The 26,079-nt window shown below is 69.7% G+C and carries 27 protein-coding genes and 1 pseudogene; 16 read left to right on the plus strand and 12 right to left on the minus strand.

Annotated elements, in window-relative coordinates:
• Window positions 1–313: 313 nt before the first annotated feature.
• The gene (locus HUT10_RS23135) at window positions 314–2,305 is read right to left on the minus strand and encodes an NPCBM/NEW2 domain-containing protein (RefSeq protein ID WP_254896993.1); all 1,992 of its coding nucleotides are present in this window, start codon (window positions 2,303–2,305) and stop codon (window positions 314–316) included.
• A 394-nt stretch (window positions 2,306–2,699) separates the two neighbouring features.
• On the opposite strand from HUT10_RS23135, the gene sdhC reads away from it, so the two are divergent.
• The 4 genes from sdhC to HUT10_RS23155 are packed head-to-tail and all read left to right on the plus strand — an operon-like array spanning window position 2,700 to window position 6,102.
• Window positions 2,700–3,143, plus strand: coding sequence for a succinate dehydrogenase, cytochrome b556 subunit (gene sdhC, locus HUT10_RS23140; protein WP_063749389.1), 444 nt, complete (start codon window positions 2,700–2,702; stop codon window positions 3,141–3,143).
• A 1-nt stretch (window position 3,144) separates the two neighbouring features.
• Entirely contained in the window at window positions 3,145–3,558 is a 414-nt protein-coding gene (locus tag HUT10_RS23145) for a succinate dehydrogenase hydrophobic membrane anchor subunit (RefSeq protein WP_176173156.1), read from the plus strand.
• Window positions 3,559–3,577: 19 nt separating this feature from the next.
• The gene (gene sdhA / locus HUT10_RS23150; RefSeq protein ID WP_176173157.1) at window positions 3,578–5,332 is read left to right on the plus strand and encodes a succinate dehydrogenase flavoprotein subunit; all 1,755 of its coding nucleotides are present in this window, start codon (window positions 3,578–3,580) and stop codon (window positions 5,330–5,332) included.
• Window positions 5,332–6,102, plus strand: a complete 771-nt coding sequence (locus HUT10_RS23155) for a succinate dehydrogenase iron-sulfur subunit (protein ID WP_176173158.1) — start codon at window positions 5,332–5,334, stop codon at window positions 6,100–6,102. The genes sdhA and HUT10_RS23155 overlap by 1 nt, the downstream gene beginning before the upstream one ends.
• A gap of 617 nt (window positions 6,103–6,719) precedes the next feature.
• Here the strand turns inward: HUT10_RS23155 and HUT10_RS23160 are convergent.
• Together HUT10_RS23160 and HUT10_RS23165 are read right to left on the minus strand one after the other, a co-directional pair.
• Complete coding sequence (locus tag HUT10_RS23160) at window positions 6,720–8,087, minus strand: S8 family serine peptidase (protein ID WP_254896994.1); 1,368 nt, start codon at window positions 8,085–8,087, stop codon at window positions 6,720–6,722.
• 81 nt (window positions 8,088–8,168) lie between these two features.
• Window positions 8,169–8,408: an SCO4848 family membrane protein gene (locus HUT10_RS23165; RefSeq protein ID WP_176173160.1), complete on the minus strand. Its 240-nt coding sequence runs from the start codon at window positions 8,406–8,408 to the stop codon at window positions 8,169–8,171.
• 43 nt (window positions 8,409–8,451) lie between these two features.
• Between HUT10_RS23165 and HUT10_RS23170 the strand changes: the two genes are divergently transcribed.
• The gene (locus HUT10_RS23170) at window positions 8,452–9,693 is read left to right on the plus strand and encodes a D-alanyl-D-alanine carboxypeptidase family protein (RefSeq protein WP_176173161.1); all 1,242 of its coding nucleotides are present in this window, start codon (window positions 8,452–8,454) and stop codon (window positions 9,691–9,693) included.
• Here HUT10_RS23170 and yhjD read toward each other — a convergent pair.
• Complete coding sequence (yhjD, locus tag HUT10_RS23175; RefSeq protein ID WP_176173162.1) at window positions 9,690–10,700, minus strand: inner membrane protein YhjD; 1,011 nt, start codon at window positions 10,698–10,700, stop codon at window positions 9,690–9,692. The genes HUT10_RS23170 and yhjD overlap by 4 nt on opposite strands.
• 314 nt (window positions 10,701–11,014) lie before the next feature.
• Here yhjD and HUT10_RS23180 point away from each other — a divergent pair.
• Window positions 11,015–11,452 (plus strand): annotated as a pseudogene (locus HUT10_RS23180) (IS110 family transposase); the annotation flags it as partial.
• A gap of 220 nt (window positions 11,453–11,672) precedes the next feature.
• On the opposite strand, the gene trpS reads toward HUT10_RS23180, so the two are convergent.
• Window positions 11,673–12,707 (minus strand): tryptophan--tRNA ligase, encoded by a 1,035-nt coding sequence (gene trpS / locus HUT10_RS23185; protein ID WP_176173163.1) that lies wholly within the window; start codon window positions 12,705–12,707, stop codon window positions 11,673–11,675.
• Between the two features lie 46 nt (window positions 12,708–12,753).
• A complete protein-coding gene (locus HUT10_RS23190; protein WP_176177956.1) occupies window positions 12,754–13,116 on the minus strand; it encodes a hypothetical protein in 363 nt (120 codons plus the stop codon).
• A 453-nt stretch (window positions 13,117–13,569) separates the two neighbouring features.
• On the opposite strand from HUT10_RS23190, the gene HUT10_RS23195 reads away from it, so the two are divergent.
• Window positions 13,570–14,277, plus strand: a complete 708-nt coding sequence (locus HUT10_RS23195) for a chitinase (protein ID WP_176173164.1) — start codon at window positions 13,570–13,572, stop codon at window positions 14,275–14,277.
• A gap of 6 nt (window positions 14,278–14,283) precedes the next feature.
• Here the strand turns inward: HUT10_RS23195 and HUT10_RS23200 are convergent, their stop codons facing one another.
• Window positions 14,284–15,102 carry an exodeoxyribonuclease III gene (locus tag HUT10_RS23200; protein ID WP_176173165.1) on the minus strand — a complete coding sequence of 273 codons (819 nt, stop codon included), beginning with the start codon at window positions 15,100–15,102 and terminating at the stop codon, window positions 14,284–14,286.
• Window positions 15,103–15,891: 789 nt separating this feature from the next.
• Between HUT10_RS23200 and HUT10_RS23205 the strand changes: the two genes are divergently transcribed.
• Window positions 15,892–16,473, plus strand: coding sequence for a TetR/AcrR family transcriptional regulator (locus HUT10_RS23205; RefSeq protein WP_176173166.1), 582 nt, complete (start codon window positions 15,892–15,894; stop codon window positions 16,471–16,473).
• Between the two features lie 79 nt (window positions 16,474–16,552).
• The gene (locus HUT10_RS23210; RefSeq protein ID WP_176173167.1) at window positions 16,553–17,101 is read left to right on the plus strand and encodes a permease; all 549 of its coding nucleotides are present in this window, start codon (window positions 16,553–16,555) and stop codon (window positions 17,099–17,101) included.
• A gap of 5 nt (window positions 17,102–17,106) precedes the next feature.
• Here HUT10_RS23210 and HUT10_RS23215 read toward each other — a convergent pair whose 3' ends face one another.
• Entirely contained in the window at window positions 17,107–17,400 is a 294-nt protein-coding gene (locus tag HUT10_RS23215; protein ID WP_176173168.1) for an SH3 domain-containing protein, read from the minus strand.
• A 180-nt stretch (window positions 17,401–17,580) separates the two neighbouring features.
• Window positions 17,581–18,804: an NADP-dependent isocitrate dehydrogenase gene (locus HUT10_RS23220; RefSeq protein ID WP_176173169.1), complete on the minus strand. Its 1,224-nt coding sequence runs from the start codon at window positions 18,802–18,804 to the stop codon at window positions 17,581–17,583.
• 258 nt (window positions 18,805–19,062) lie between these two features.
• Between HUT10_RS23220 and HUT10_RS23225 the strand changes: the two genes are divergently transcribed.
• The 3 genes from HUT10_RS23225 to HUT10_RS23235 are packed head-to-tail and all read left to right on the plus strand — an operon-like array spanning window position 19,063 to window position 20,609.
• Window positions 19,063–19,581, plus strand: coding sequence for a hypothetical protein (locus HUT10_RS23225; RefSeq protein ID WP_176173170.1), 519 nt, complete (start codon window positions 19,063–19,065; stop codon window positions 19,579–19,581).
• Window positions 19,582–19,606: 25 nt separating this feature from the next.
• A complete protein-coding gene (locus HUT10_RS23230; protein ID WP_176173171.1) occupies window positions 19,607–19,987 on the plus strand; it encodes a DUF2203 domain-containing protein in 381 nt (126 codons plus the stop codon).
• A gap of 10 nt (window positions 19,988–19,997) precedes the next feature.
• Window positions 19,998–20,609, plus strand: coding sequence for a class I SAM-dependent methyltransferase (locus HUT10_RS23235; RefSeq protein WP_176173172.1), 612 nt, complete (start codon window positions 19,998–20,000; stop codon window positions 20,607–20,609).
• Window position 20,610: 1 nt separating this feature from the next.
• On the opposite strand, the gene HUT10_RS23240 is transcribed toward HUT10_RS23235, so the two are convergent.
• Both HUT10_RS23240 and HUT10_RS23245 read right to left on the minus strand, forming a co-directional pair.
• A complete protein-coding gene (locus HUT10_RS23240; protein ID WP_254896995.1) occupies window positions 20,611–21,117 on the minus strand; it encodes a hypothetical protein in 507 nt (168 codons plus the stop codon).
• A gap of 96 nt (window positions 21,118–21,213) precedes the next feature.
• Window positions 21,214–21,627, minus strand: coding sequence for a DUF2000 domain-containing protein (locus HUT10_RS23245; protein ID WP_176173173.1), 414 nt, complete (start codon window positions 21,625–21,627; stop codon window positions 21,214–21,216).
• A gap of 50 nt (window positions 21,628–21,677) precedes the next feature.
• On the opposite strand from HUT10_RS23245, the gene HUT10_RS23250 reads away from it, so the two are divergent.
• The 4 genes from HUT10_RS23250 (at window position 21,678) to HUT10_RS23265 (ending at window position 24,847) form a co-directional block, all read left to right on the plus strand.
• The gene (locus tag HUT10_RS23250; RefSeq protein WP_176173174.1) at window positions 21,678–22,454 is read left to right on the plus strand and encodes an AraC family transcriptional regulator; all 777 of its coding nucleotides are present in this window, start codon (window positions 21,678–21,680) and stop codon (window positions 22,452–22,454) included.
• Between the two features lie 21 nt (window positions 22,455–22,475).
• Window positions 22,476–22,970, plus strand: coding sequence for a DUF2165 domain-containing protein (locus tag HUT10_RS23255; protein WP_176173175.1), 495 nt, complete (start codon window positions 22,476–22,478; stop codon window positions 22,968–22,970).
• Window positions 22,971–23,000: 30 nt separating this feature from the next.
• Window positions 23,001–23,582, plus strand: a complete 582-nt coding sequence (locus HUT10_RS23260) for an HhH-GPD-type base excision DNA repair protein (RefSeq protein WP_176173176.1) — start codon at window positions 23,001–23,003, stop codon at window positions 23,580–23,582.
• Window positions 23,583–23,860: 278 nt separating this feature from the next.
• Window positions 23,861–24,847 carry an IS481 family transposase gene (locus HUT10_RS23265; protein ID WP_176173177.1) on the plus strand — a complete coding sequence of 329 codons (987 nt, stop codon included), beginning with the start codon at window positions 23,861–23,863 and terminating at the stop codon, window positions 24,845–24,847.
• On the opposite strand, the gene HUT10_RS23270 is transcribed toward HUT10_RS23265, so the two are convergent.
• On the minus strand, window positions 24,844–26,019 hold the full coding sequence (locus HUT10_RS23270) for an MFS transporter (RefSeq protein WP_176173178.1): 1,176 nt from the start codon (window positions 26,017–26,019) through the stop codon (window positions 24,844–24,846). The two genes, HUT10_RS23265 and HUT10_RS23270, sit on opposite strands and share 4 nt — an antisense overlap.
• Window positions 26,020–26,079 lie beyond the last annotated feature (60 nt).

Below are 26,079 nucleotides of genomic sequence, written 5' to 3' on the forward strand. Positions count from 1 at the left end.
ACGTGTGTCTCCCTCCCCGCTGATCCAGCGGATGGTCAAGGGCACGACCCGGCCCTACTGCCGGGTCGACCGCCAGACCGTACCCGCCGGACCGGAAGGCGCCATAGGAAAGGCACGCTACGTAACACAAACGTTTACTCACGAGTCGCGCGCGCGACGAATCGGACACCGAACGTGATCATCGGGCCGATCGGAAACGACTTTCGGCGGGTCGTTTCGCTTTGGGACGGCGAAAATGCCGTTTCGTGTCACTCAGTGTGCCGGGCTGACCGGTGAGTGGGCCAGCCCGGTCACTCTGTGAGATGACGATCGTTCAGCCGCAGGTGAGCCGGGCGGCTGCCCAGTCGCTGCGGTCGTACGAGTTCCCGTCGCCGCCGTCGGTGACGACCAGCCGCAGGTACTGCGCCCCGTGCAGGTCCGCCGCCAGCGGCGTCGCCGGGTCCTGCCAGGTCCGCACCCCGGTCGAGGCGGCCTTCGCGGCGTCCGCGTAGACCTCGAACGTCGCCGAACCCTGCTTGTTCGTCGCCTCGCGCTCGTCGTCGACGCCGACGTCCGCGGTGAACGCCGTACAACGTCCGCCCAGGTAGAACACCACTTCGCTCGGCGCGTGCGCCCCGAGGCCCTTCGGGTACACCACGCCGTTGACGGTCAGCGGCTTGCCGTCGCCCGCCGGGATGCCGCCGTTGGACATGTCCCGCTCGACCGGCCCGTAGCCGTTCTTCTCCGCCGCCCAGCGCAGGTCACTGGCCCACGACGGCGCCGACGGCGGAGCCGCGGGCACCGTCAGCTGTTGTTCACCGGACCAGGTGACCGGCCCGAACCCGGCCGTGCGATAGGTGACACCGCCGTGCAGCACCGCCGTCGTGCCCTCGGTGCCGGACGGCGGGGTGACCCGCCACCGCCCCGAAGCCGTCTCGCCGGTCCCGAGCACGAGCTTCCGCGGCCGCGCGACCTGCTCGACGTGCCAGCCCGGGGGCGCGCTCAGCGTCACGCGCGGGTCGAACACCGGGACCCGGCCCTCGTCGGTGGCGGACACGGTCACCTCGAACGGCCGCCCGGCTGGCGTGATCTCGCCCGGGACGCCGGCCACCGGCGCGGCGACCTCGACCCCGGTGCTCACCAGCGGCGGGTTCCGCCACCACGCGCCGCCCGCGTGGACGCGGTAGACGGCCGTCGCGTGCGGCGGGACGACCGCGGCGATCCGGCCCGCCGTCTGCAGGTCGCGGTGGGCCCAGAGGTCGCGTGCGGTGTAGCCGACGGCGTTCGGCAGGCCGGCGGCGGCCGCGGTGGTGGCGATCGGCGCGCTCGACGTCGTCTCGTTGAACAGCGCGATCGCCACGTCGCCGTTTTCCAGGGGCTTGGCGAACACCCAGTGTCCGTCCTGGTTGGACAGCACGCGGGCCTGGACGCCGCGGCGGTCCTGGTCGAGCGCGATGACCTCGGCGTTGCGCAGGACGTCGAAGTTCGCCGGCGACACCTTGCGCAGGTCGGCGCCGATGAGCAGCGGGGCGGCCATCATCGCCCACAGCGAGAAGTGGGAGCGGTACTCCTCGGTCGTCATGCCGCCGTTGCCGACCTCGAGCATGTCGGGATCGTTCCAGTGCCCCGGCCCGGCGTACGGCGCGAGCGGCGCGTTCGCCTTGAGGATCTGCAGCACCTTGGCCCAGTTGTCCTTGATGTCGCCGGTGGTCCGCCACAGGTGGCCGACGTCGGCGCCCCACGTCCACGGCTTGTTCTCGCCCCACTCGCAGAGCGAGTACACGATCGGGCGACCGGTCTTCAGCAGCGCGTCGCGCATCTTCGTGTAGCGCTCGAGCGCCGGGCGGCCCTGGTTGTTGCAGTTGTCGTACTTGAGGTAGTCGACGCCCCAGTCCGCGAACGTCTGCGCGTCGACGTCCTCGTGGTCGAGCGCGCCGGGCTGCGTCTTCGCGCAGGTCAGCGTGCCCGCGCTGGTGTAGATGCCGAACTTGAGCCCCTTCGCGTGGACGTAGTCGGCCAGCGCCTTGATGCCGCTCGGGAACCGGGCCTTGTTCGCCTGCATGCGCCCGTCGGCGTCGCGGGAGGGCTCGGCCCAGCAGTCGTCGACGTTGACGTACTCGTAGCCGGCGGCCTTCAGTCCTTTGTCGACGAAGATGTCGGCGGTGTCGCGGATGAGCTGCTCGTCCACGGCACAGCCGGTGGTGTTCCAGTTGTTGAAGCCCATCGGTGGTGTCAGCGCCAGTCCGCCGGGCAGTGCCCGCGCGGGCGTGACCGACACCACGGGCAGCAGCACCGCGACGGCGATCACCAGGCCGAGTCGTCGCACCAGAACGTCACCCCATCGTGAGAGATCCGATGTTTGCCCGAGCGACGCTAAAGACGGCGTCAGGGTTGGTCAATGACAGACCGGTATCACCAGCCTTTCGGCGTAGCGCATCAGATATCAGATCTCCTAGACGTCCGATCTCCGGTGAGCGGGACACGACTGGCCGCCACGCCACCGAGTGCGCTGCGCCACACCGCCGGGTGGCGGCACGGGAGCGCCGGTGTCTGGTCCATCACAGAGGGGAACCCGGAGGTGAGCCGCCTTCCGGGTGCGGGTCTAGCATCCGATTCATCCAGGCTCGATGACGTTGATCTCGGCACAGCCGCCGTTCCCGCGGCGACAGCGGACCTCACGGCCACCGGGCGCACAGTCAGACGTTGGAGGCCGTTCACCGATGTCCACCACGGCGAGCCATGCCCCCGAGGCAGGGGCGAGCGATCGGGCGGGTGCCTCACGCCGGCAGGGGACCTTCTACCGGGGTGACCCCGGCATGTGGTCCTGGGTGCTGCACCGCATCACCGGCGTGCTCACATTCTTCTTCCTGTTCGTGCACGTGCTCGACACCGCGCTGGTGCGCGTGTCGCCGAACACGTACGACCAGGTCATCGAGACCTACAAGACGCCGATCGTGAACCTCCTGGAGGTCGGCCTGGTCGGCGCGGTGCTGTTCCACGCGCTCAACGGCATCCGCGTCATGCTGGTCGACTTCTGGTCGAAGGGGCCGAAGCTGCAGAAGGCGATGCTGTGGGTCATCGGCGTCGTCTGGGTCGTCGTGATGGTCCCCGGTGCGTTCTTCATGCTGAAGCGCACCGTCGAAACGCTCTTCGGGGGTAACTGACATGGCCGACCTCGCTCTCGCCAGCCCCCGCTCGCCGAAGCGCCCGGCCGCGCGCCGCAGCAACTTCGAGCTCTACAGCTGGCTGTTCATGCGGATCTCCGGCATGGCGCTGGTCATCCTGGTGCTCGGCCACCTGCTGATCATGAACATCCTCGACGGCGGCGTGCACCGGATCAACTGGGGCTTCGTCGCCGGCCGCTGGGCCTCGCCGTTCTGGCAGTTCTGGGACCTGGCCATGCTCTGGCTCGCCGAGATCCACGGCGGCAACGGCCTGCGCGTCATCATCGACGACTACGCCCGCAAGGACAGCACGCGGTTCTGGCTGAAGATCCTGCTCTACGTCTCGATGGTGCTCATCCTGGCCGTCGGCACGATGGTGATCTTCACGTTCGACCCGAACATGCCCGCGAACTGAAGCCACGGAGACTTTCCCCATGCAGTTCCACAAGTACGACGTGGTGATCGTCGGCGCCGGCGGCGCCGGCATGCGCGCGGCCATCGAGTCCGGCCAGCGCGCCCGCACCGCGGTCCTCACCAAGCTCTACCCGACCCGGTCCCACACCGGCGCGGCCCAGGGCGGCATGTGCGCCGCGCTGGCGAACGTCGAAGAGGACAACTGGGAGTGGCACACCTTCGACACGGTCAAGGGCGGCGACTACCTCGTCGACCAGGACGCCGCGGAGATCATGGCCAAGGAGGCCATCGACGCGGTGCTCGACCTGGAGAAGATGGGCCTGCCGTTCAACCGGACGCCCGAGGGCAAGATCGACCAGCGCCGCTTCGGCGGGCACACGCGTGACCACGGCAAGGCCGCGGTGCGCCGCGCCTGCTACGCCGCGGACCGCACCGGTCACATGATCCTGCAGACGCTGTACCAAAACTGCGTCAAGTACGGCACGGAGTTCTTCAACGAGTTCTACGTGCTCGACCTGATCCTGTCGGAGGACGACAACGGGAACCCGGTCGCTTCGGGTGTCGTCGCCTACGAGCTGGCCACCGGTGAGCTGCACGTCTTCCAGGCGAAGTCGATCGTGTTCGCCACCGGCGGCGCGGGCAAGATCTTCAAGACGACGTCGAACGCGCACACCCTCACCGGTGACGGCCTCGGCATCATCTTCCGCAAGGGCCTGCCGCTGGAGGACATGGAGTTCTTCCAGTTCCACCCGACCGGCCTCGCGGGCCTGGGCATCCTGATCTCGGAAGCCGTCCGCGGCGAGGGCGGGATCCTGCGCAACGCCTCCGGCGAGCGGTTCATGGAGCGCTACGCCCCCACCATCAAGGACCTCGCGCCGCGCGACATCGTGGCGCGCTCGATGGTGCAGGAAGTGCTGCAGGGCCGCGGGTGCGGCCCGAACAAGGACTACGTCGTCCTCGACGTCACGCACCTGCCGGTCGAGGTCCTCGAGACCAAGCTGCCGGACATCACCGAGTTCTCCCGCACCTACCTGGGCGTCGACCCGGTGAAGGAGCCGGTGCCGGTGTTCCCGACCTGCCACTACGTGATGGGCGGGATCCCGACCAACGTGCACGGCGAAGCGTTGCGGGACAACGAGAACGTCATCCCGGGTCTGTACGCGGCCGGCGAGGTCGCGTGCGTGTCCGTGCACGGTTCCAACCGCCTGGGCACGAACTCGCTGCTGGACATCAACGTGTTCGGCCGCCGCGCCGGCATCGCGGCCGCGGAGTACGCGCTGGCCCACGAGCACGTCGAGCTGCCGGAGAACCCGACCAAGCTGGTGGAAGAGCAGCTGTCGGGCCTGCTGTCGGAGCACGGCGACGAGCGCGTCGCCGACATCCGCAAGGAAATGCAGCAGACGATGGACTCGCACGCGTCGGTGTACCGGACCGAGGACACGCTGAAGCAGGCGCTGACCGACGTCCAGGCGCTGAAGGAGCGGTACCAGCGGATCACGGTGGCGGACAAGGGCAAGCGGTACAACACCGACCTGCTCGAGGCCGTCGAGCTCGGCTTCCTGCTGGAGCTGGCCGAGGTCCTGGTCGTGGGCGCGCTGGCCCGCAAGGAGTCCCGCGGCGGCCACGCCCGCGAGGACTACCCGAACCGCGACGACACGAACTTCATGCGCCACACCATGGCCTACAAGCAGGGCTCTGGTCTGTCGTCCGACATCCGGCTGGACTACAAGCCGGTCACCTTCACCCGCTACGAGCCGATGGAGCGGAAGTACTGATGACTACGGCCACTGAATCTCCTGCGGCTTCTGTTTCGGACGAGCACACGCCGATCACGGTCACGCTGAAGATCCTCCGGTTCAACCCGGAGGTCGATTCGGAGCCGCACTGGGAGTCCTACGACGTCCCGGCCCAGCGCACGGACCGGTTGCTGAACCTGCTGTTCTACGTCAAGGACTACATCGACGGCACGTTCTCGTTCCGCCGCTCGTGCGCGCACGGCGTGTGCGGGTCCGACGCGATGCAGATCAACGGCATCAACCGCCTGGCGTGCAAGGTCCTGATGAAGGACCTGCTGGAGAAGGACGGCAAGAAGACCACGATCACGATCGCCCCGATCAAGGGCCTGACGACGTTGAAGGACCTCTACGTCGACATGGACCCGTTCTTCGAGGCGTACCGGGCAATCAAGCCGTACCTGATCACGTACGGCAACGAGCCGACCCGCGAGCGCATCCAGTCCCAGGCGGACCGCGACCGGTTCGACGACACGACCAAGTGCATCCTTTGTGCGTGCTGCACGTCGTCGTGCCCGGTGTACTGGAACGACGGCTCGTACTTCGGCCCGGCGGCGATCGTGAACGCCCACCGGTTCATCTTCGACTCCCGGGACGAGGGAGCCGAGGAGCGGCTGGACATCCTGAACGACGGTGAGGGCGTCTGGCGGTGCCGGACGACGTTCAACTGCACGGACGCTTGCCCCCGTGGGATCCAGGTGACGAAGGCGATTCAGGAAGTGAAGCGGGCGCTGTTGTTCAAGCGCGTTTGAGTCAGGCCGAAAGGCCCTCCGGTGGATTTCCGCCGGAGGGCCTTTTCTTTTGCGTTGATGGAACCGGCGGCCGAACCCACAACACCAACCGGCGGCCGAACGGCGGATGCAAACCGGCGGCCGGGCGCGCAAGGCGACCAAACACCTCACCAGACCTCCCCCGCCCCTCATCCCTGCTGTCCCTTCAGCCGCCGGGTGGGTTTGTCAAGGCACGCTTTCCCGCCTTGACAAACCCACCCGGCGGCTGAAAATCCCACCGGAGGGGCGGGGGAGGTCGGACCCGCTGCCGTGCCGCGGCAGAGCGAAACCACGGCAGAAGAAGGAGCCGCGAAACCAGGTCTGCCGCGGCAGAGCGAGAAGCTGCGGCTCTAAAGAAAAAAGCGTCCTCGCCGGACAGGCAGGCTCCGGGATGACCACAACTACCGCTCTCGGCCGCCGGTCATGGAGTTGGGTCGCTGGGTGGTCATCCCGTCGCCTGATTGAGGCCTATCACTTTGAGCCGGGCCCGCAAGCTTGCGTAGTGACCCCACTTCGCGCTGTTGGTTGCGGGCCCGGCTCAAAGTGATTTTTGGGCCTCAGGCGACGGGATGACCACCCAGCTCCTTTGTGCGCTGCGCTCAGCGGACCGCGTCCAGGGCGTTTACCACGCCGTGGCCGTAGTACGAATTGTTCTTTGCCGGGCCTGTGCACTCTGTTTCTGTTGCCGTGCACTTCACCGCGTCTGCTTCGCTCTCCAGGAGCTGGTTGATGAACCTTGGGGGTGCTCCTCGGAACTTCGATGCCAGCAGGGCCGCCACTCCTGCCACGTGTGGTGATGCCATCGATGTTCCGCACTTCGCGCCGTAGCCTCCGCCGACCACTGAGGACAGCGGGCATTCCGGGCCCTCTCCCTCCTTCGGTTCCTGGAAGGGGTCGCCGCCCGGGGCTGTTATGTCGATTTTTCCGTAGTTGCTGAAGTATGACTTCGTTCCCGCGTAGCCCACCGATGACACCGTTACGACTCCGTCCACCATTCCCGGGAGGATGGCGCACGATGCGTCCAGCGGGTGGGGGCGGTTCTTGTCCGTTGTCTGGTTCGTCAGGTTCAGGCTGTCGTTGCCCGCCGCCGCCACGTTGAGGACTCCTCGGCGGGTTGAGTACTCCACCGCTCTGCGGACCGCTTCGTACGCCGCCGCGTCGCCCGGCTGCCGGGGGCAGTAGAACATTCCCGGGTCTATGTAGTAGCTGTTGTTCGTCACCGCGAAGCCGTGCTCGGCCGCCCAGACGAAGCCGCAGACCGCTGCCTCCGGGAAGATGTAGCCCGCGTCGTTGACCACCTTCACCGAGGCCAAGCGCACGCCGGGGGCCACGCCCGTGAAGCCCGCCGCCGGATCCTTGCCCGCGATTGTTCCCGCCACGTGCGTGCCGTGGTCCGATGCCGTCGGGGCCCAGGCCTCCGGGGCCGTGTCCGGTGCGCCCGTCAAACAGCCCGCCGACGAGCGGGCGTCCACCGCCGCGCGCAGGGCCGGGTGCGTTGCCTCGATGCCCGAGTCGAGCACGCCGACCGTCACCGCGCGGCTGCCCTGGTAGATCTTGTTCGCCTCCGGCGCGTGGATCGCCTTCATGTCCCACTGCTGCGCGGACAGGTCACCGGCCGCGGCGACCGATCGGGTGTCCTCCAGCGTCCGTACCGCGCTCAGCGAAGTGCGGGCGGCCGAAGCCACGTCCTTGGCGCCCGAATACGCCCGGTACACGCCGATCTTCTGCTGGAAGTCCGCGTTGCGCGAGCTGGCGATCGCGACGCCGATCTCGGCGTAGTAGGCGACCTTCGTGCCGCACTTGGCCGCCAGCTCCTTCTCGACGGCCGACGCTCGGGTGCCCGGCTGGTACGTGACGACGTAGGTGTACGGCGTGCTCGTCGTGTCGCAGGCGGCCGGCGCGGCCTCCGCCGCCGGGGCCGCCACGCACAAGCCGCCTCCGACGGCCAGCGCCAGCGGGGCCGCCATTCGACGTAAACGGGACATTCCACCTCCAGGTTCGGTGGCGTCAACGTAAACCGGCCGGTGGGGCCGCGCCACCGACCAAAGTCAGGAAGAGACCCGCGACCCGGCGCGCAGCCCGCGCCAGCCGAGCACGCCGATGATCGTGCCGAGCACGAACGACACGACGGTCAGGACGGCGTGCACGGTGAAGTAGGCCGTCGGCGAGCCGTCGGGGGTCCAGGCGCGGTCGCTGTCCCACAGGTTCTTCGCGAAGGTGATCCAGATGATCCACGACCACACACCGAAGGCCAGCAGGAACAGCGAGGTGCCTCGTGACATGCGCATGCCCCTGAGTATGCGACGCGGGCCGCGGCGCTAGATTGCGTGGGTGCACTCCGTTGTCTCCCGGTCGCTCAAGGTCTTCACGACGACGCTCGCCGCCGCCCTCCTGGCCCTGAGCACGCCGGTGCTGGCAGCCGCCGCGCCGCAGCAAGGCCAGTGCGCGAACCGCCAGGCTCCCCCGCCCCCGGTCGACACCTCGGAGAAGCCCGCGCCGGGCAAGCAGGCGCCGCCGCCGCTGGCCGTGCCCGCGGTCCCCGTCGGCGGGAACCGGATGGCCGAGTGCGGCCTGATCACCCCGGACGGCGCGCTCAACCCGCCGGACGGCAACACCGCGGCGTCGTGGCTGGTGCAGGACCTCGACACGGGTGCGGTCATCGCGGCGAAGGACCCGCACGCGCGGCAGCGGCCCGCGTCGCTGATCAAGACGCTGCTCGCGCTGGTCGTCGTCACCCAGCTGGACCCCCAGCAGCCGATCGTCGCGACGAAGGAGGACGCGGAGCAGGAGTGCACCTGCGTCGGCCTCGTCGCCGGCGGCCAGTACACGGTCGACCAGCTGCTGCATGGCCTGCTGATGCACTCGGGCAACGACGTCGCGCACACGTTCGCCACCGCGCTCGGCGGGGTCGACGCCGCGGTGGCCAAGATGAACGCGCTGGCCGCGAAGATCGGTGCGCTCGACACGCGGGCCGCGACGCCGTCGGGCCTGGACGGGCCGGGCATGTCGACCTCGGCCTACGACCTCAGCCTGATCTTCCACTACGCGATGAAGCAGCCGGAGTTCGCGAAGGTCGTCGCGACGAAGAACTTCGAGATCCCGGCGGTCGGCGGCAAACCGGCCATCCCGATCTTCAACGACAACAAGCTGCTCGGCGTCTACCCCGGCTTCCTCGGCGGCAAGACCGGGTTCACCGATGACGCCCGGCACACCTACGTCGGTGCGGCGCAGCGCAAGGGCAAGCGCCTCGCGGTGGTGATGCTGCGCGCCGAGCAGAAGCCGACGAAGGTCGTCGACCAGGCGGCGAAGCTGCTGGACTACGGCTTCGCGCTGGAGGACGACCGCGCGGTGCCGGTCGGGCAGATCAGCTACCAGGCACCGGCCGCCACCGCGGAGAACGGCGACCCGTCGGTGCTGGCCGACGGCGGCACCGGCAACGGCGGGACGTCCGCCGCGCCGGCGGCGAAGGAGGACCCGTTCGGCGTCACCGGCTGGATCATCACGCTGGTGGTGTTCCTGGTCATCGTCGCCGGGTTCGTGATCGGGCACCAGCGCAAGAGGGCCGCGGGCTAGGACCGGCGGCGCCCGCCCAGCCACGCGAGCAGCGCCCCGGCGCTGAAGGCACCCGCGACGGCGCCCAGGCCGGGCCCGCGCTGCACGGTGACGCTCTGCTCGAGCCGCACCGGCGGCGGGGGCGCGATGACCGTGCGTTCGTTTTCCTTCGCCGTCGCGGTCCACGCGGTGATGAGCAGCAGGAACCGCGAGACGAGGTTCGCGAACACGAGCAGACCGATGACCGGCCCGAACAGCGCGGCCGACGGCGACTTCGTGACACTGGCCAGGTAGATCGACCCGACCTGCTGCAGGACGACGAACCCGACGGCGGCGACGACGGCCCCCTTGACGGCACTGCGCAGCGCGACCTGTTCCCGCGGCAGCCGGGCGATCACCCAGAGGAAGACGAGGGTGTTCGCGGCGAGCCCGAGCACGATGGTGGCCCCGCGCAGCAGGACGATCGCCCAGGTGGCGTGTTCGAGCCCGACGAGTTCCAGCAGGAACTGGCCGACCCCACTGCCGACGGCGGTCAGCGCGAAGGAGACGACGAGCGCAACCCCGAGCCCGATCAGCGCAACGAGGTCTTTGAGCGTCTGCTTGACGATCGGCTGCGGCTGCTTCTCCTGGCCCCACTGCGCGGTGAGGGCGTCCCGCAGGTTCGACATCCAGCCGATGCCGGAGTAGAGGGCGATGAGGAGGCCGAAGACCCCGATCCCGCCCCCGGAGTCGAGCGCGCCCTTGACGATGCCGTTGACGAGGTCCTTGAGGCCCTCCGGCACGGAGTTGTTGATCCCGTCGGTGATCTTCGTGATGATCGTCTGGTCGTGGTTGACGACGAGCCCGACAACGGCGAAGGCGACCATGAAGAGCGGGAAGACGGAGAGAACGCTGAAGTAGGTGATGGCGGCGGCGTAGTGGTTGCCGTACCGCTCGGTGAAGGCGTCGTTGGCCCGGATCAGGTGATCGAGCCACGGGTACTTCCGGCGCAAGCGGGGAAGCAGCTTTTCCTTCTCTTCGTTCGCCACCGTGAAACGCTAACCACGCTTGGTGAACCCCGCAACGCGAGCGGGTGACGAGGGGGAGATCGGGGTTGTGCTGGGCGCTCGGCTGCCGGCTGCGCTGCCGCTCGGGAAAGCTCGCGCAGGCCACGCGCCATCACCCGCCTCGCCGGGCCCTGCTCGGTCTTGTCCACAAAGTTGGCCGGCTGTGGACAGCTGGCTCGTTTCGGCCGCGAAAGCCGGGTTTTTCGGTGGGCGCCGATAGACTGGACTTGGGCACGCCCCGTTACCTTTTTCCTGGCTCCCGGCCAGGGAGTTGTGGTCACCAGGTCCAGCATGGCGTGTTTCTTGGCCTGGACGCCGGCAAAGACAACCACCACGCCGTCGGCCTGGGCCCCGACGGCAACCGGCTGCACGACGCCCCGCTGCCCAACACCGAACCCAAACCGCGAGCCCTGTTCGACAAGCTCGCCGCGCACGGATCACTGCTGGTCGTGGTGGATCAACCCGCCACGATCGGGGCGTTGCCGGTCGCCCGTGCCGCCGGACACCAGGTCGCCTACCTGCCCGGGCTGGCGATGCGCCGCATCGCCGACCTCTACCCCGGCCGCGCCAAAACCGACGCCCGGGACGCGTTCGTCATCGCCGACGCCGCCCGCTCCCTGCGACCCGTGGATGTCGGCGACGACGCCCTGGCCGAACTGGAGGTGCTGGTCGGGTTCGACGACGACCTCGCCGGCGAAGCCACCCGCATCAGCAACCGCATCCGCGGCCTGCTGATCTGCCTGGCCCGCCACCGCTGCGACGTCCTCTACGCCATGCTCCGAAACGGCACCCACTACCGCCATCCCGAATCGGCTCCAGCCCCTGCCGCGGCTTGACAGCCCCATAGGGACACCCCCCAGGGAAGGGCGGGGAGTTTCCGGAGGTCTGTGCCGCGGCCGGGCGCAGTTCAAGTGAGAGCGCCGCCGGCCGGCGGGCCGTCGAGGAGGGTCAGCTTCACCGCACCGGCGGGAGGAAACCGATCCGCTGGTACGTCTCGGCCAGCGTCTTCGACGCCACCTCGCGGGCGCGCTCGGCGCCCGCCGCGAGGACCTTGTCCAGCTCCGCCACGTCGTCCAAATAGGACTTCGCGCGCTCCTGGATCGGGGTCACCCACTCGACGAACACCTCGCCGAGGTCCTTCTTCAGGTCGCCGTAGCCCTTGCCCTCGTACGCCGCTTCGAGGTCCGGGATCGTGCGGTCGGTCAGGGCCGAGTAGATCGTCAGCAGGTTCGACACGCCCGCCTTGTTCTCCACGTCGAACTTGACTTCGCGGCCCGTGTCGGTGACCGCCGAGCGGATCTTCTTCGCCGAGCGCTTCGGGTCCTCGAGCAGCTCGATGATGCCGTTGACGTTGGACGCCGACTTGCTCATCTTGGCCGTCGGTTCCTGGAGGTCGTAGATCTTCGCCGTGTCCTTGATGATGTACGGCTCCGGCACCACGAACGTCTTGCCCAGCCGGTTGTTGAAGCGCTGCGCGAGGTCGCGCGTCAGCTCCAGGTGCTGCCGCTGGTCCTCGCCGACCGGGACCGCGTCGGCCTGGTAGAGCAGGATGTCCGCCGCCTGCAGCACCGGGTACGTGAACAAGCCCACGCTGGAGCGGTCGGACCCCTGCTTCGCCGACTTGTCCTTGAACTGCGTCATCCGGCCGGCCTCGCCGAAGCCGGTCTGGCATTCGAGGACCCAGCTCAGCTGCGCGTGCTCCGGGACGTGGCTCTGCACGAACAGGGCACTGCGCTGCGGGTCGATGCCGATGGCGAGCAGCTGCGCGGCCGAGACGCGGGTGCGCTGCCGCAGCACCTTCGGGTCCTGCTCGACGGTGATCGCGTGCAGGTCGACCACCGAATAGAACGTTTCGTGCGTGTCCTGCAGCTTCACCCACTGGCGCAGGGCGCCGAGGTAGTTGCCGAGGTGGAACGAGTCGGCGGTGGGCTGGATCCCGGACAGGACCCGCGGGCGGCGCTCTGCTGCGACGGTCTGTTCTTCGGACACGTCAGGATTCTTCCAGGCCGGGCCGGCCGGCGGGCGGCGAGGGCCCTCAGGCGTGCGGACGCTGCGCCAGGAACGGGCGCGTCGGCGTGACGTCGGGGTCGGCGAGCACGGCTTCGGCCATCGCCGTGACCGGGCCCGGGACCGCCGGCAGCACCGGGGTGACCTCGGCGATCGCCGCGGCGGCGCGGGTCTTGCGGCGCTGGCGCAGCACACCCAGCGTCATCCCGACGATGCCGAGCGCGACCGCGACCAGGCCGACCGGGCCGAGCAGGCCGAAGGTCTGCGCGTTGGTGTCGGCCTGCGCCGTCGTCGTGACGGCGGCGAACGCGCTGCCGCCGGCCAGGAGCAGGCCGGCCGGGACGAGCGCGAGCACCACGACCGCGCGGGAACCGCGCAGGGTGGACCGCAACAGGGTTCGACCTGAGTTGCGCACCGGAGTGCCTCCTGCGAGTGACGAGCGCTGCGTCCCACCCGAGGGATCACCCATCCGAGTGAGGCGCGGCGTGCTACTGGTCAAAAAACTACCGAGCGTGTCAAGACCTGCCGGTACTGATCAACTGGGAAGCGAGAGTAGCGCTCAATCCGTAATACGCCCACAGCGCCCCCGGAGTTCATTTGCGCCACCCTGGTGGGTGAGTCCACTACTACTTGAAGTAGAGCGTGACCGGAGAGTGTCCGATCGAGTGTCACCCGTCCTGCGCAGCATCCGCTCACGCTGCGACGTTTGCCGCAGTGGCGACTGCTCCGATCGCGTCCTCCTGTTCGGAAAACTTTTCACCGGATAGTGATTGGTCTATACCTCTTGGAGTAGTCCCCGAGCCCGCCGGACCGCGCACGACGGGCCTGACAAGAGGAGTTCCGGATGGCGATCACCCGCTACCTCAAGCGCGCCGCAGTGGCGATGAGCGCGCTCGCCGCGGCCGTCACGCTGGCCGCCCCGGCGTCCGCCGCGTCCTTTGTGGTCAGTGAAGCCCAGTTCGACCAGATGTTCCCCGGCCGCAACGCTTTCTACACCTACAGCGGCCTCACCGCGGCACTGTCGGCGTACCCCGGCTTCGCGAACACCGGCGACGACACCGTCCAGAAGCAGGAAGCCGCCGCGTTCCTCGCGAACGTCAGCCACGAAACCGGCGGGCTGGTGTACGTCGTGGAGCAGAACACCGCGAACTACCCGCACTACTGCGACACGAGCCAGCCGTACGGCTGCCCGGCGGGCACCGCGGCGTACTACGGCCGCGGCCCGATCCAGCTCAGCTGGAACTTCAACTACAAGGCGGCAGGCGACGCGCTCGGCATCGACCTGCTCGGCAACCCCTACCTCGTCGAGCAGGACGCGGCCGTCGCGTGGCAGACGGGGCTCTGGTACTGGAACACCCAGAGCGGCCCGGGCACGATGACGCCGCACGACGCGATGGTCGACCAGCGTGGCTTCGGCGAGACCATCCGCAGCATCAACGGCTCGATCGAGTGCAACGGCGGCAACCCGGCCCAGGTGCAGAGCCGGATCGACTTGTACACGCGGTTCGCCGGCATCCTCGGCGTCCCGACCGGCGGCAACCTCTCCTGCTGAGCCGGGTCAGCGCGGGAAGTCGATGTCGTAGGTCGCGGTGACCGGCGCGTGGTCGGACCAGCGCTGGTCGTACGCGGCCGCCCGCTCGACCACGACGTCGACGACCTTCTCGGCGAGCCCCGGCGTCGCGAGCTGGCAGTCGATGCGCCAGCCGGAGTCGTTGTCGAAGGCCTGGCCGCGGTAGGACCACCAGGTGTACGGGCCGGGGCCTTCGGGATCGAGGCGGCGCTGGACGTCGGTGAAGCCGGCCTCGGTGTAGACGCGGCCGAGCCAGGCGCGTTCCTCGGGCAGGAAGCCGGAGTTCTTGCGGTTGCCGCGCCAGTTCTTGAGGTCGACGGTGTCGTAGGCGATGTTCCAGTCACCGACGACGACGGCTTCCCGCCCGGCCGCGGCGGCCTTCGCCCGCAGCTCGACGAGGTAGGGCAGGAACGCGGCCATGAAGCGCTCCTTCTCGTCCTGGCGCTCGGTGCCGACGTCCCCGCTGGGCAGGTAGAGGCTCGCGACGACGACGTTCGGCAGGTGCACCTCGAGGTACCGCCCGCTGTCTTCGAATTCGGGCTCGCCGAAGCCGACCCGCACCTCTTCGGGCTCGACGCGGCTGTAAACGGCGACGCCGTTGCGGCCCTTGACGGCCGAGGGGGCGTGCACGGAGAACCACCCATCGGGTTCGACGACGGCGGCCGGAAGCTGGCCGGCTTCGGCCCGCACCTCCTGGCAGGCGACGACGTCGGCCTTCGTGGCGGCGAGCCACTCGACGAAGCCCTTTTTGGCGGCGGCGCGGAGGCCGTTGACGTTCACGGTGGAGACGGTCAGCACGCGTTGCACGCTACCGCCCGCCGTGGCGCGTCCCGCTGCCAGACTGCCGGGCTCGGGCGAGCCGACGGGCACGCCCACTGCCAGGCACGGCCGCGCCCACCCCACTCCGCACGGCCGGCTGCGCCAGCCCCGACGCGCGGCAGAAAGCGCGCCCACCGCCGACCGGCCTGCCCCGGCCCCGCCGACCGGCCCGCCCCAGCCCCGCCGACCGGCCCGCCCCGCCCACCGGCGACCGGCCTGCCCCAGCCCCGGCGACCGGCCCGCCCCGCCCACCGACCGGCCTGCCCCCGGCCCCGGCCCCGGCGACGCCGGTGCCGAGGGCGACCGAAGGCGGGCCCGGCGTTGCCCTCGCTCGGCACCCCGAGCGGATTTGGTGCCGGGAACACCCTCCGGGCGTTCCCGGCACCAACCAGCCCGCTCCGCGGTAGCACCCAGTAGAAGCCGGCAAGACGGCTCCGCCCTCGGGACGCTGAACCGACCCCCGGCCCAACGCCCGACCGACGCGACCGACGCCCCTCACGCTCCGACCCCCGTCTGAGCGCGTCCCCAGGACTCGATCCCGCCCAAGCCACCTCTGCCAAGCCCGCGAGACTCCCCCTGGAGACCCCGCGGACACCACCGGCTCGCACCGCGATTCAGTTGTCGCCCGCCCCCGGACGTTCCCTCCTTCCCCGGCGCCGCAACGCCGCCACCTGCGGTTTCGACCGAGATCAGTTCTAGCACCCACCACCGACAAAAACCGGCCCTTGACCGCCCAAGCTACGAACATTAGCTTTAAAGCTATGCAAAGTAGCCAAGATGTCCCCTAGAGCCGGCCTGACCACCGACGCCGTGGTCGACCTGGCCGTCACGATCATCGACGAGTCCGGTCCCGAAACCCTCACCCTCGCCAAGGTCGCCGAACGCGCCGGGGTGGCCGCGCCCTCGCTCTACAAGCACGTCAAGAACCTCGCCGACCTGCGGAGGCTCATCGATCTGCGGGTAGTCCGGGAAATGGCCGAAACCCTCCGCGCCGCCGCCACCGGGCGGGAAGGCGGCGACGCGGTCGGGGCCATCGCCGACGCCTACCGCCGCTACCTGCAGGACCACCCGCACCGCAGCCACGCCCTCGTCACCGCTCCCGACGAATCCGACGTCGAACTCAGCCGGGCCACGCACGCCGTTGCCGAGGTCGTCTTCGCCGTTCTGCGGCCGTTCGGCTTCGACCACGCCCAAGCCGTGCACGGCACGCGGTGCCTCCGGGCCGCTGTCCAGGGCTTTGCCGGGCTCGAAGCGTCCGGCGGGTTCGGCCGGCCGGAAGACGTCGACCAAAGCTTCGAAGTCCTGAAGACCATGCTGGTCCAAGGCCTCACGGCCTACGCACGGAAAGCAGAAGAATGAGCTTCTTCCTCGGTGTTCTCCTCTTCACCGTCGGGCTCGGTGTGCTCGACGCCCGCTTCCCCTGGACGGAGGCCCGCAGATGATCGCCGGGCACTTCGGGCTGGCCGCCGCCGTCAAGGCGGGCCGTCCGGCCATCCCCGTCTGGACGCTCATGCTCGCCACCGCCTGGCTCGACGTCGTCTTCGTCCCGCTCTACCTCAGCGGGATCGAGACGGTCGACGGCGCGGGCTACGGCGGCGGCGTCATCCACGCCGACTACACGCACTCGCTGGTCGGCGCGCTCGTGCTCGCCGCGCTCTTCGGCGCCGTCGCGAGCAAGTGGCTCGGCCGCGAAGCCGGGCTCGTCCTCGGCGGGGTCGTCTTCTCGCACTGGCTGCTCGACCTCGTCGTGCACCGCGCCGACCTGCCGATCCTGCCCGGCAACGCCGGTGACCTGCCCGTGTTCGGCTTCGGGCTGTGGCGGCTGCCCGCCGTCTCGGCCGTCGTCGAGCTGCTGGTGCTCGCGATCGGCATCGGCCTCTACTGGCGCGCCGCCGCGAAACGCGATCCGAAGCGCGCCCGGACGCTCGGCCTCTCGGCCGCGGCCTTCGGCGTCGTCACGCTCGCGGCCGACCTGCTCGGCGTCTGACGAACTCAGCAGGCGGAGCCGGCGACAGGCTGGGTGAACTCGGCCGCCACCCACTTGTTGTCGGCCACCTTCCGGAAGCCGTTCTGGACGCCCGGCAGCGCGTCGAACTGGGCGTCACGCAGGTACTTGCCGACGACCTTCGCGTTGCCGTCGGCCGACTCGCGGGCGTTCAGCACGTCCGCGGTCACGGTCACCTTGCAGCCGGTGGCCGAAGCCCCCGAAGCCTGTTTGTTCGAGTTCACGTACACGATGACGATCAGGACGAGCGCGCCCAAGATGAGCAGAGTCTTCTTCGACATGCCTTCCTCCAACCCACGGGCCCGTCCCCACGCCAAGGGTAGGCAATCCTTTACCCGGACGGCAGCGCCGGACGTCGCAACCACCCGGAGGCGCCAGTGGCCCGCCCGCCAGGTGACACCCCGTGATCACGCGAAAGCCCCCTCCCCGGCGAACCGGGAAGGGGGCTTCGACGAGGGAACTCAGCCCTGGGCGATCTTCTTCGCCAGGTTGTCGTCCAGCGTCGCGAGGAACTCCTCGGTCGTCTGCCACGGCTGGTCCTTGCTGATCAGCAGCGCGAGGTCCTTCGTCATCTGGCCGCTCTCGACGGTCTCGACGACGACCTGCTCCAGCTTGTTGGCGAAGCCGATCAGCTCCTGGTTGCCGTCCAGCTTGCCGCGGTGCTCGAGGCCGCGGGTCCAGGCGTAGATCGACGCGATCGGGTTGGTCGACGTCGGCTTGCCCTGCTGGTGCTGGCGGTAGTGCCGGGTGACCGTGCCGTGCGCGGCCTCGGCCTCGACGGTCCGGCCGTCCGGGGTGCGCAGCACCGACGTCATCAGGCCGAGCGAGCCGAAGCCCTGCGCGACCGTGTCGGACTGGACGTCACCGTCGTAGTTCTTGCACGCCCAGACGTAGCCGCCCTCCCACTTCATCGCCGCGGCGACCATGTCGTCGATCAGGCGGTGCTCGTAGGAGATGCCCTTGGCGTCGAAATCGGCCTTGAACTCGTTCTGGTAGATCTCCTCGAACACGTCCTTGAACTGGCCGTCGTAGGCCTTGAGGATCGTGTTCTTGGTGGAGAGGTACACCGGCAGGCCGCGGTCGAGGCCGTACTGGAGCGAGGCGCGCGCGAAGTCCTCGATGGACTTCTTGAAGTTGTACATCCCCATGGCGACGCCGCCGCCCTCGGGGAACTGCGCGACCTGGAACTCCATCGGCTCGGAGCCGTCGTCCGGGGTGTAGGTCACGGTCAGCTTGCCCGGGCCCGGCACCTTGAAGTTGGTCGCGCGGTACTGGTCGCCGTGGGCGTGGCGGCCGATGATGATCGGCTTCGTCCACGTCGGCACCAGCCGCGGGATGTTCTGGATGACGATCGGCTCGCGGAAGATCACGCCACCGAGGATGTTGCGGATGGTCCCGTTCGGGGACAGCCACATCTTCTTGAGGCCGAACTCCTCGACCCGCGCCTCGTCCGGGGTGATCGTGGCGCACTTGACGCCGACGCCGTGCTGCTTGATGGCGTTGGCGGCGTCGATGGTGACCTGGTCGTCGGTGCGGTCCCGCTCCTCGATGCCCAGGTCGTAGTAGTCCAGGTTCACGTCCAGGTACGGGTGGATCAGCTTGTCCTTGATGAACTGCCAGATGATGCGGGTCATCTCATCGCCGTCGAGTTCGACGACGGTGCCCTGGACCTTGATCTTGGCCATGAGCAGCGGTGCTCCTTCCGCGGATCTTCGCGTTCTTCTTTAAGTCTTCGCCGGTAGCGGTACAAGCGTACTGCTTGACGGAGCTGGATGGTTCAAGTAGTGGTCGGCATCAAGTCTCCACCCGCGCTTTGTGGCCCGGATCACCGGGCACGAACCCGCCGGTCAGCCGATCCGACCGCTTGCCGAGCGACCATCGCTTTCGGGCCTGAACCAAGGCACGATGCCACCCGTGAATCCATCATGCGGGAGGTGACGGCCATGTCGACCCATCGGTACGCCGACTTCGAAGACGACTTCGAGAACGACTACCAGAGCCCCGGCGACCCCGACCTGCTCGACGAACGGCCGCGCCGCGGCGCCGCGCACGTCGTCAGCGCCCTCGGCGGGCTCGTGCTCACGCCGGTCGCCCTCGGCCTGCTGAGCTGGGGCGGCCTGCGCCAGCAACAGCTGATCCAGGCGACGCTGAGCACCAACCGCGACGCGCTGGGCATCGCGCTGCTGGCCGGCGGGGCCATCCTCCTGCTGGTCGTCGCCGCCCTCGGCGCGCTGTCGGCGGCCGGCCCGATCCTCGGCGGGCTGATCTACGGCGTGCTGCCCGGCGTCGCCGCGATGGCCGTCCCCGAGTGGGGGTTCCGGCTGGTCAACCTGATGCCCAAGAGCGACATCGCCTACGGCGTCATGGATTTCCTGTTCATCGGCGGCCTGCTCGGCGTCGGCTTCCTGCTGGTCGGCAGCGGGCTGGCCAACGCGCTGGTCCGGCGGCGGCGCGAGGGCTGATCCACGCCGGTGGCATCATCGCCGGATGGGACTGTTCACCGTCGCCGAGGCCCGCGACGAACTGGCGCGGCTGCGGCCGGTCCTCGACGAACTGGTGCGCGTCCGCGCCGACGCCGCCGAGCTCGCGGCGTCGCTGCGGCCGGGTGGGCGGGCGACCGAGCTGGGCGGGCTGCCCGAGTGGAAGGCCGCCCAGGCCCGCCTCGACGACCTGATGACGACGGTCCAGCGCACCGGCGCCGAGCTCAAGGGGTTCGCGCCGCTGCTGGTCGACTTCCCGGCCGAGCTGGACGGCACCGACGTGCTGCTGTGCTGGCTCGAAGGCGACCGGGACCTGGGCTGGTACCACCGCGCCGACCTCGGGTTCGCCGGCCGCCGGCCGCTGAAAACCGCTGGTGGCCCCGGCTAGGTTGAGGTTCGTGAGCGACGAATCCCGTGCCGCGTTCTTCGACGGCACAGCCGAGCACTACGACGACGACACCTTCCACGCCTCCGTGGCCGCCGCGCTGGTCGAGCCGCTCCCGCCCGCCCCCGACCTGGTGCTGGACGTCGCCACGGGAACCGGCTTCGCGGCGTACGCGGCGTTGCAGCTGAAGCCCGCGCGCGTGCTGGCGGTCGACCTGTCGCCGGCCATGGTCGCGCGGGCCGAGGCGAAGGCACCCGCGCAGGACCCGGACGGGCGGATCGAGTGGCGCGTCGGACCGGCGGTGCCGATGCCGGCCGAGGACCACTCGGCCGACGTCGTGCTGTGCGCGTCCTCGCTGCACTTCCTGGGCGCGGTGGCGTTCGCCGACTGGCTGCGGGTGCTCAAACCGGGCGGGCGGCTGGCGTTCTCGGTGGTGTCCGGGGCGCGGTTCAAGCCGTCCGGGCCGTTCGCCGAGTTCGTGCCGAAGGACCTGACGTTCCCGCTCGACGAGGCCGGGGCCGCCGCGCTGGCGAAGGACTTCGTGGACGTCTCGGCGCAGACGTTCACCGCCGACGACGGCGAGCGCGTCCGAAGCGTCTTCGTGGTGCACGCGACGGCCCCGTGACTCAGGCGCGGAAGTGGACCTCGCCGCGGGTGGCGGGGCCGTCCGGGCTGCCGCAGTGCTGGACGAAGGTCAGGTCGACGTCGGCCGCCCAGCCGTCCGCGGCCGGTTCGAGCCGGTCGATCGTGAAGTCGGCGTACGCCTCGCTGCAGACGTTGCCGTGGGTGTAGACGAAGATGCCCGGTGTGGTCAGCGCCTGGTCACTCTGCCAGCGGAACCGAGCGCCGGTGTACGTGCCGGTGTGCAGGGTCTCCCCCTCCGGCGCACTCAGCTCGACACGCAGGTCCTTCAGCCCCGACTGCACGTCGATCTTCAGCACGCCGTCGTACTCCCAGACGGCGATCTCGTCGCCCGGCCCCGCGTAGTGGGCACTGCCCTGCAGCGGCCAGGCACCGTCTTCCGAGACGTAGTCGACCGTCTGCAGCGGGTCCGCCGACGCGACCGGCACGAGCGCCACGCCCAGCCCGGCCGCCGCCGTCAGGACCACGCACGCACGACGAAGTGGATTCACGGAACCTCCCCATCCCGAGCCGCCCTCCGCGGCTTTGCTGATCATGCTGGCAGCATCACCCGCCCGGGGGAAAGAGCAGTTCTACTCAGCGTCTGCTCAACGGTGCAGCGAAGCGCCCTTGAGGATCTTGTCCACGGCGTTCTTCGGCCCGTGCACCGCCAGCCCGGCCAGCGCCAGCTTCTCCCCCGGCACCGCGCGGACCGCCGCGCGGTTGTCGGCGTCGTTGCCGGTGTGGAACAGCTCGTCGGTGAAGATCGAGAACCGCAGGCCGCGGCCCAGTGCCCGGCCGTGTGCCGCGGTCAGGACGGCCGCCGTCCCGGAGAAGACCAGCACCGGCTGGCCGAACATCGGCAGGTACTCGGTGCCGTCGGCGTCGGCGTAGGGCTCGCCCATCAGCTCGGGGGTCACGTGCGCGATGCCGCTCACCAGGAACGCGGTGACGTTCAGCCGCTGCCAGGACGCCAGGTCGTCGCGGAGCAGGACGGCGATCTTCGTGTCGAAGGAACTCATGCCGGTCACGATCGCCCGGGCGCGACGCCCGCGTCTTGTACGTTCTTGACATGGCGGACGTCGCGGCTTGGCGGCCGGCGGTCCCGGGGATCGCCGAGGTCTTCCACGCGCGCTTCACCACGCACGCCTACCCGCTGCACACGCACGACACGTGGACGCTGCTGATCGTCGACGACGGCGTCATCCGCTACGACCTCGACCGCCACCACCACGGCGCGCTCGGGACGGCGGTGACGCTGCTGCCGCCGGACGTCGCCCACGACGGCCGCGCCGCGACCAGCCACGGCTTCCGCAAACGCGTGCTCTACCTGGACACCCCGGTGCTGGGCGAAGACCTGATCGGCGCGGCGGTCGACCGGCCGAGCCTCGCCGACGGCCTCCTGCGCACCCGCATCCACCAGCTCCACGAGTCACTCGCCGAGCCGGGCGACGCGCTCGAGGCCGAGAGCCGGCTGGTCCTCGTCGCCGATCGCCTGCGCACCCACCTCGGCAAGCCGCCGTCGCACGAGCCGAAGCGAGGCCTCGCCGACGACCTGCGGGACCTCCTGGACGCGCGCCTGCCCGACGCGCTGACGCTGGCCGAAGCGGGCGAGACGCTCGGCGCGCACCCGGCGTACCTGGTCCGCAGTTTCGGGGCGCGGTTCGGCCTGCCGCCGCACCGCTACCTGACCGGCCGCCGGGTGGACCGCGCCCGCCGCCTCCTGCTCGACGGCAGGCCGGCCGCGGAGGTCGCGACGGCGGCCGGGTTCACCGACCAGGCCCACCTGACCCGGCACTTCAAGCGGTACCTCGGCACGACGCCGTCGCGCTACGCGAAAACCCGGTGACGGCGCCGTTACGATCCGAACATGGGGTTCCTCGCCAAGATCGGCGGCCTGCGGTTCGCGGTCGTCGTCCTCACCGCCATGACCGCGCTCCAGATGGCGCTGATCGCGTTCGGCAACATCACCGACTTCGGCACCAACCAGGCGTTCGTGCAGCACGTGCTCGCGATGGACACGACGTTCCGCTCGCCGGACATGATGTGGCGCGCCATCACCAGCCCGGGTCTGCAGAACGCGGCCTACGTGGTGATCATCGCGTGGGAGACGCTGACGGCCCTGGTCCTGATCGCGGCGTTCGTGGCGTGGCTGCGCGGGAGCGCCTCGGCCCGGCGCCTGTCGACGCTCGGCTGGGTGATGTGGGTACTGCTGTTCGGCGTCGGCTTCCTCGCCATCGGCGGCGAGTGGTTCCAGATGTGGCAGTCGGAGAAGTGGAACGGGCTGCAGCCGGCGCTGCAGAACTTCCTGATCGCCACGGTGGCGCTGGTCATCGCCCACCTGCCGGCGAAGGAGAGCACGTAGGAAGACGGGTCGTTGTGTCAAGATGACGGCATGCTGCGCGAACTGCACCTGACCGGCGACCCGGCGGCCGACAAGCTGCTGAACGACGACCCGTTCGCCCTGCTCGTCGGGATGCTCCTGGACCAGCAGTACCCGATGGAGCACGCCTTCATGGGCCCCCGGAAGATCGCCGACCGGATGGACGGCTTCTCCCTGGCGAAGATCGCCGCGACGGATGTCGAAGAGTTCGTCGAGCTGTGCGTGGTGCCACCGGCGATCCACCGCTACGGCGGCTCGATGGCCCGCCGCGTCCACGCGCTCGCCCAGCACATCATCGAGAACTACGACGGCCGCACCGACGGCATGTGGCTCGACGGCCGCCCGAAGCCGGACGGTCCCGAGGTGCTGAAGCGGCTTCGGGCGTTGCCGGGGTTCGGGGAGCAGAAGGCCAAGATCTTCCTGGCGCTGCTGGGAAAGCAGCGCGGCGTCCAGCCGAAGGGCTGGCGCGAGGCGGCCGGTTCGTACGGCGACCGGGGGTCACGGCGGTCCATCGCCGACGTCACCAGCGCCGAGACGCTCGCGCAGGTGCGCGCGTTCAAGAAGGCCGCCAAGGCCGCGACGAAGGCCGGCTAGCGACCGTCCACTCGAGACTCGTCAGACCAGCCGGACAGCCTCCTCGGCCGGCTCGACGCCCCCCTTCGTGCCCGCCGCCCGTTCGCGGGTCAGCCGGCCCCCGTTCGCGGGGACCGGACACCCGCTTTCGCTCCGCGAAGTCCAGGCCCACGCCGACTAGATGTACTGCCCGAGGAGGTTGCGATCGTGGCGACACGTGATCGGATGATCTTGGTGTGAGGGAGGGCCTCCGGGTTCGGTCTGGATTGCGACGTCTACACCGAGCAACGGAGGCCCTCGTGACCCACGCTAACGCACCCCTGACCCCGGCCGGCAGGCTGCGCCTGGCCCGCTGCGTCGTGGACGAAGGCTGGCCGTTGCGGCGAGCCGCAGAGCGATTCCAGGTCTCGGTGGCCACCGCGCAGCGGTGGGCCGCCCGCTATCGCATCGACGGACAGGCCGGCATGACCGACCGGTCCAGCAGGCCGCGGACCAGCCCGAACCGGACACCGACCCGCACCGAACGGCGGATCATCAAAGTCCGCGTGCTGCGGCGGTGGGGGCCGGCGCGGATCGCCTTCCTGCTGCACCTGGTGCCTTCCACGGTGCATCGGGTGCTGACCCGCTACCGGCTGGCCCGCCTGTCGCATCTGGACCGGGCCACCGGCCGGCCGGTCCGCCGCTACGAGCACTCCGCGCCAGGCGAGCTGGTGCACGTGGACATCAAGAAGCTGGGCAACATCCCCGACGGCGGCGGACACCGCATCCACGGACGACAGGCCGGTGACGTGCACAAACGTGCCAGCACGACGCTGCGCCGCCACAACAAGCCCGTCATCGGCTACAGCTACCTGCACAACGCCGTGGACGACCACTCACGCCTAGCCTACAGCGAGATCCTGCCCGACGAACGCAAGGACACCGCAACCGCGTTCTGGACCCGGGCCCACGCCTTCTTCGCCGCCCACGGCATCACCGTCAAGCGCGTCCTCACCGACAACGGTGCCTGCTACCGATCACGACCCTGGCACGAGACCCTGACCGCAGCCGGGATCACCCACAAACGCACCCGCCCCTACCGGCCACAAACCAACGGAAAGGTCGAACGCTTCAACCGAACCCTGCTCGAGGAATGGGCCTACGCCCGTCCCTACCAACGCGAAACCGAACGCCGCGAAGCGTTCCCGCACTGGCTGCACACCTACAACTACCATCGCGGCCACACCGCACTCGCAGGCCAACCACCCGCCAGCCGCGTCCCCAACCTCACAGGGCACTACAACTAGACGGCGACCTGTTCCCGAGGCGCGCGGACCCGCCCCCACGCCGAGCCCACCAGCAGCAGGGCGACGAGGGTGAGCGCGGCCGCGACCTCGGGCAGCAGCAGCGGGCCGCCCGAAGCGAGCACCGCTCCACCGGCCACGCCGGACAGGCCGACGCCGAGGTAGATCGCGGACGCGTTGAGGGAGAGCACCAGGCCCGCGTGGCCCGGGGACAGCTCGATCAGGCGGTGCTGCACCGGCGGGCTGAACGACCAGGTCGCCACGCCCCACACGAACAGCGCGACACCCGCCGTGATCGGCGTCGTCGTCGCGATCGGCAACAACGCCAGCACGACGGTGAGAACGGCCGTCACGACCAGCAGCGGCGTACGCGAACCCCAGCGGTCGGTGGCGCGGCCGGCGGCGAAGTTGCCGATCGCGCCGCCGACGCCGTAACAGAACAGCAGCACCGTCACGGTCGTGCCGTGCACGCCCGCGGTCGCGGCCAGCAGCGGCGACACGAACGTGTAGACCATGAATGCGGCCAGGCAGCCGAGAACCGTCACGGCCAGCATGACGAGCACGCGCGGGTCGCGGCCCGCGGCGAACCGCTCGGCCAGGCCCACCCGCGGGGGCGCCGCGACCGTGGGCAGTGCGATCCGCACGGCCAGCGCGCTGGCCAGGGAGAACGCGGCGACCAGCGCGAACGCCGTCCGGTAGCCGAGGTGCTGCGAGATGAGGCTCCCGAGCGGGACGCCGAAGATGAGCGCGACCGTCAGCCCGCCGAACACCATCGCGACCGCGCGGCCCCGGCGTTCCGGCACGGTCAGCTCGGCCGCCACGGCGCTCGCCGCCGGCGTGAACACGGCGGCGCCGACCGCGGTCACCACCCGGGCGACCAGCAGGGAGCCGTAGCCGGGCGCGAGCGCGGCGAACAGGTTGCCGGCACCGGTGACGGCGAGCGCGGCGACCAGCAGCGTCCGGCGTTCCCAGGTGCCGGTGGCCGCGGCGAACAGCGGCGAGCCGACCGCGTACGCGATGGCGAACGCGGTCACGAGCTGCGCGGCGGCGGTGGCCGAGACGTGCAGCTCACCGGTCAGCGCGGGCAGCAGCCCGGCGACGATGTAGCCACTGGTCCCGACGCCGAAGGCGCCGAACGCGAGGACCGAGATCCTCGAAGGAGCAGGTGCGGACATGGGCTGGCCCCCAAGCGAAGCAGGGATGAGTTCGACGAACGTCGTAGTTCGACAGTCACC

The organism is Amycolatopsis sp. Hca4 (genome assembly GCF_013364075.1).
Taxonomy (GTDB): Bacteria; Actinomycetota; Actinomycetes; order Mycobacteriales; family Pseudonocardiaceae; genus Amycolatopsis.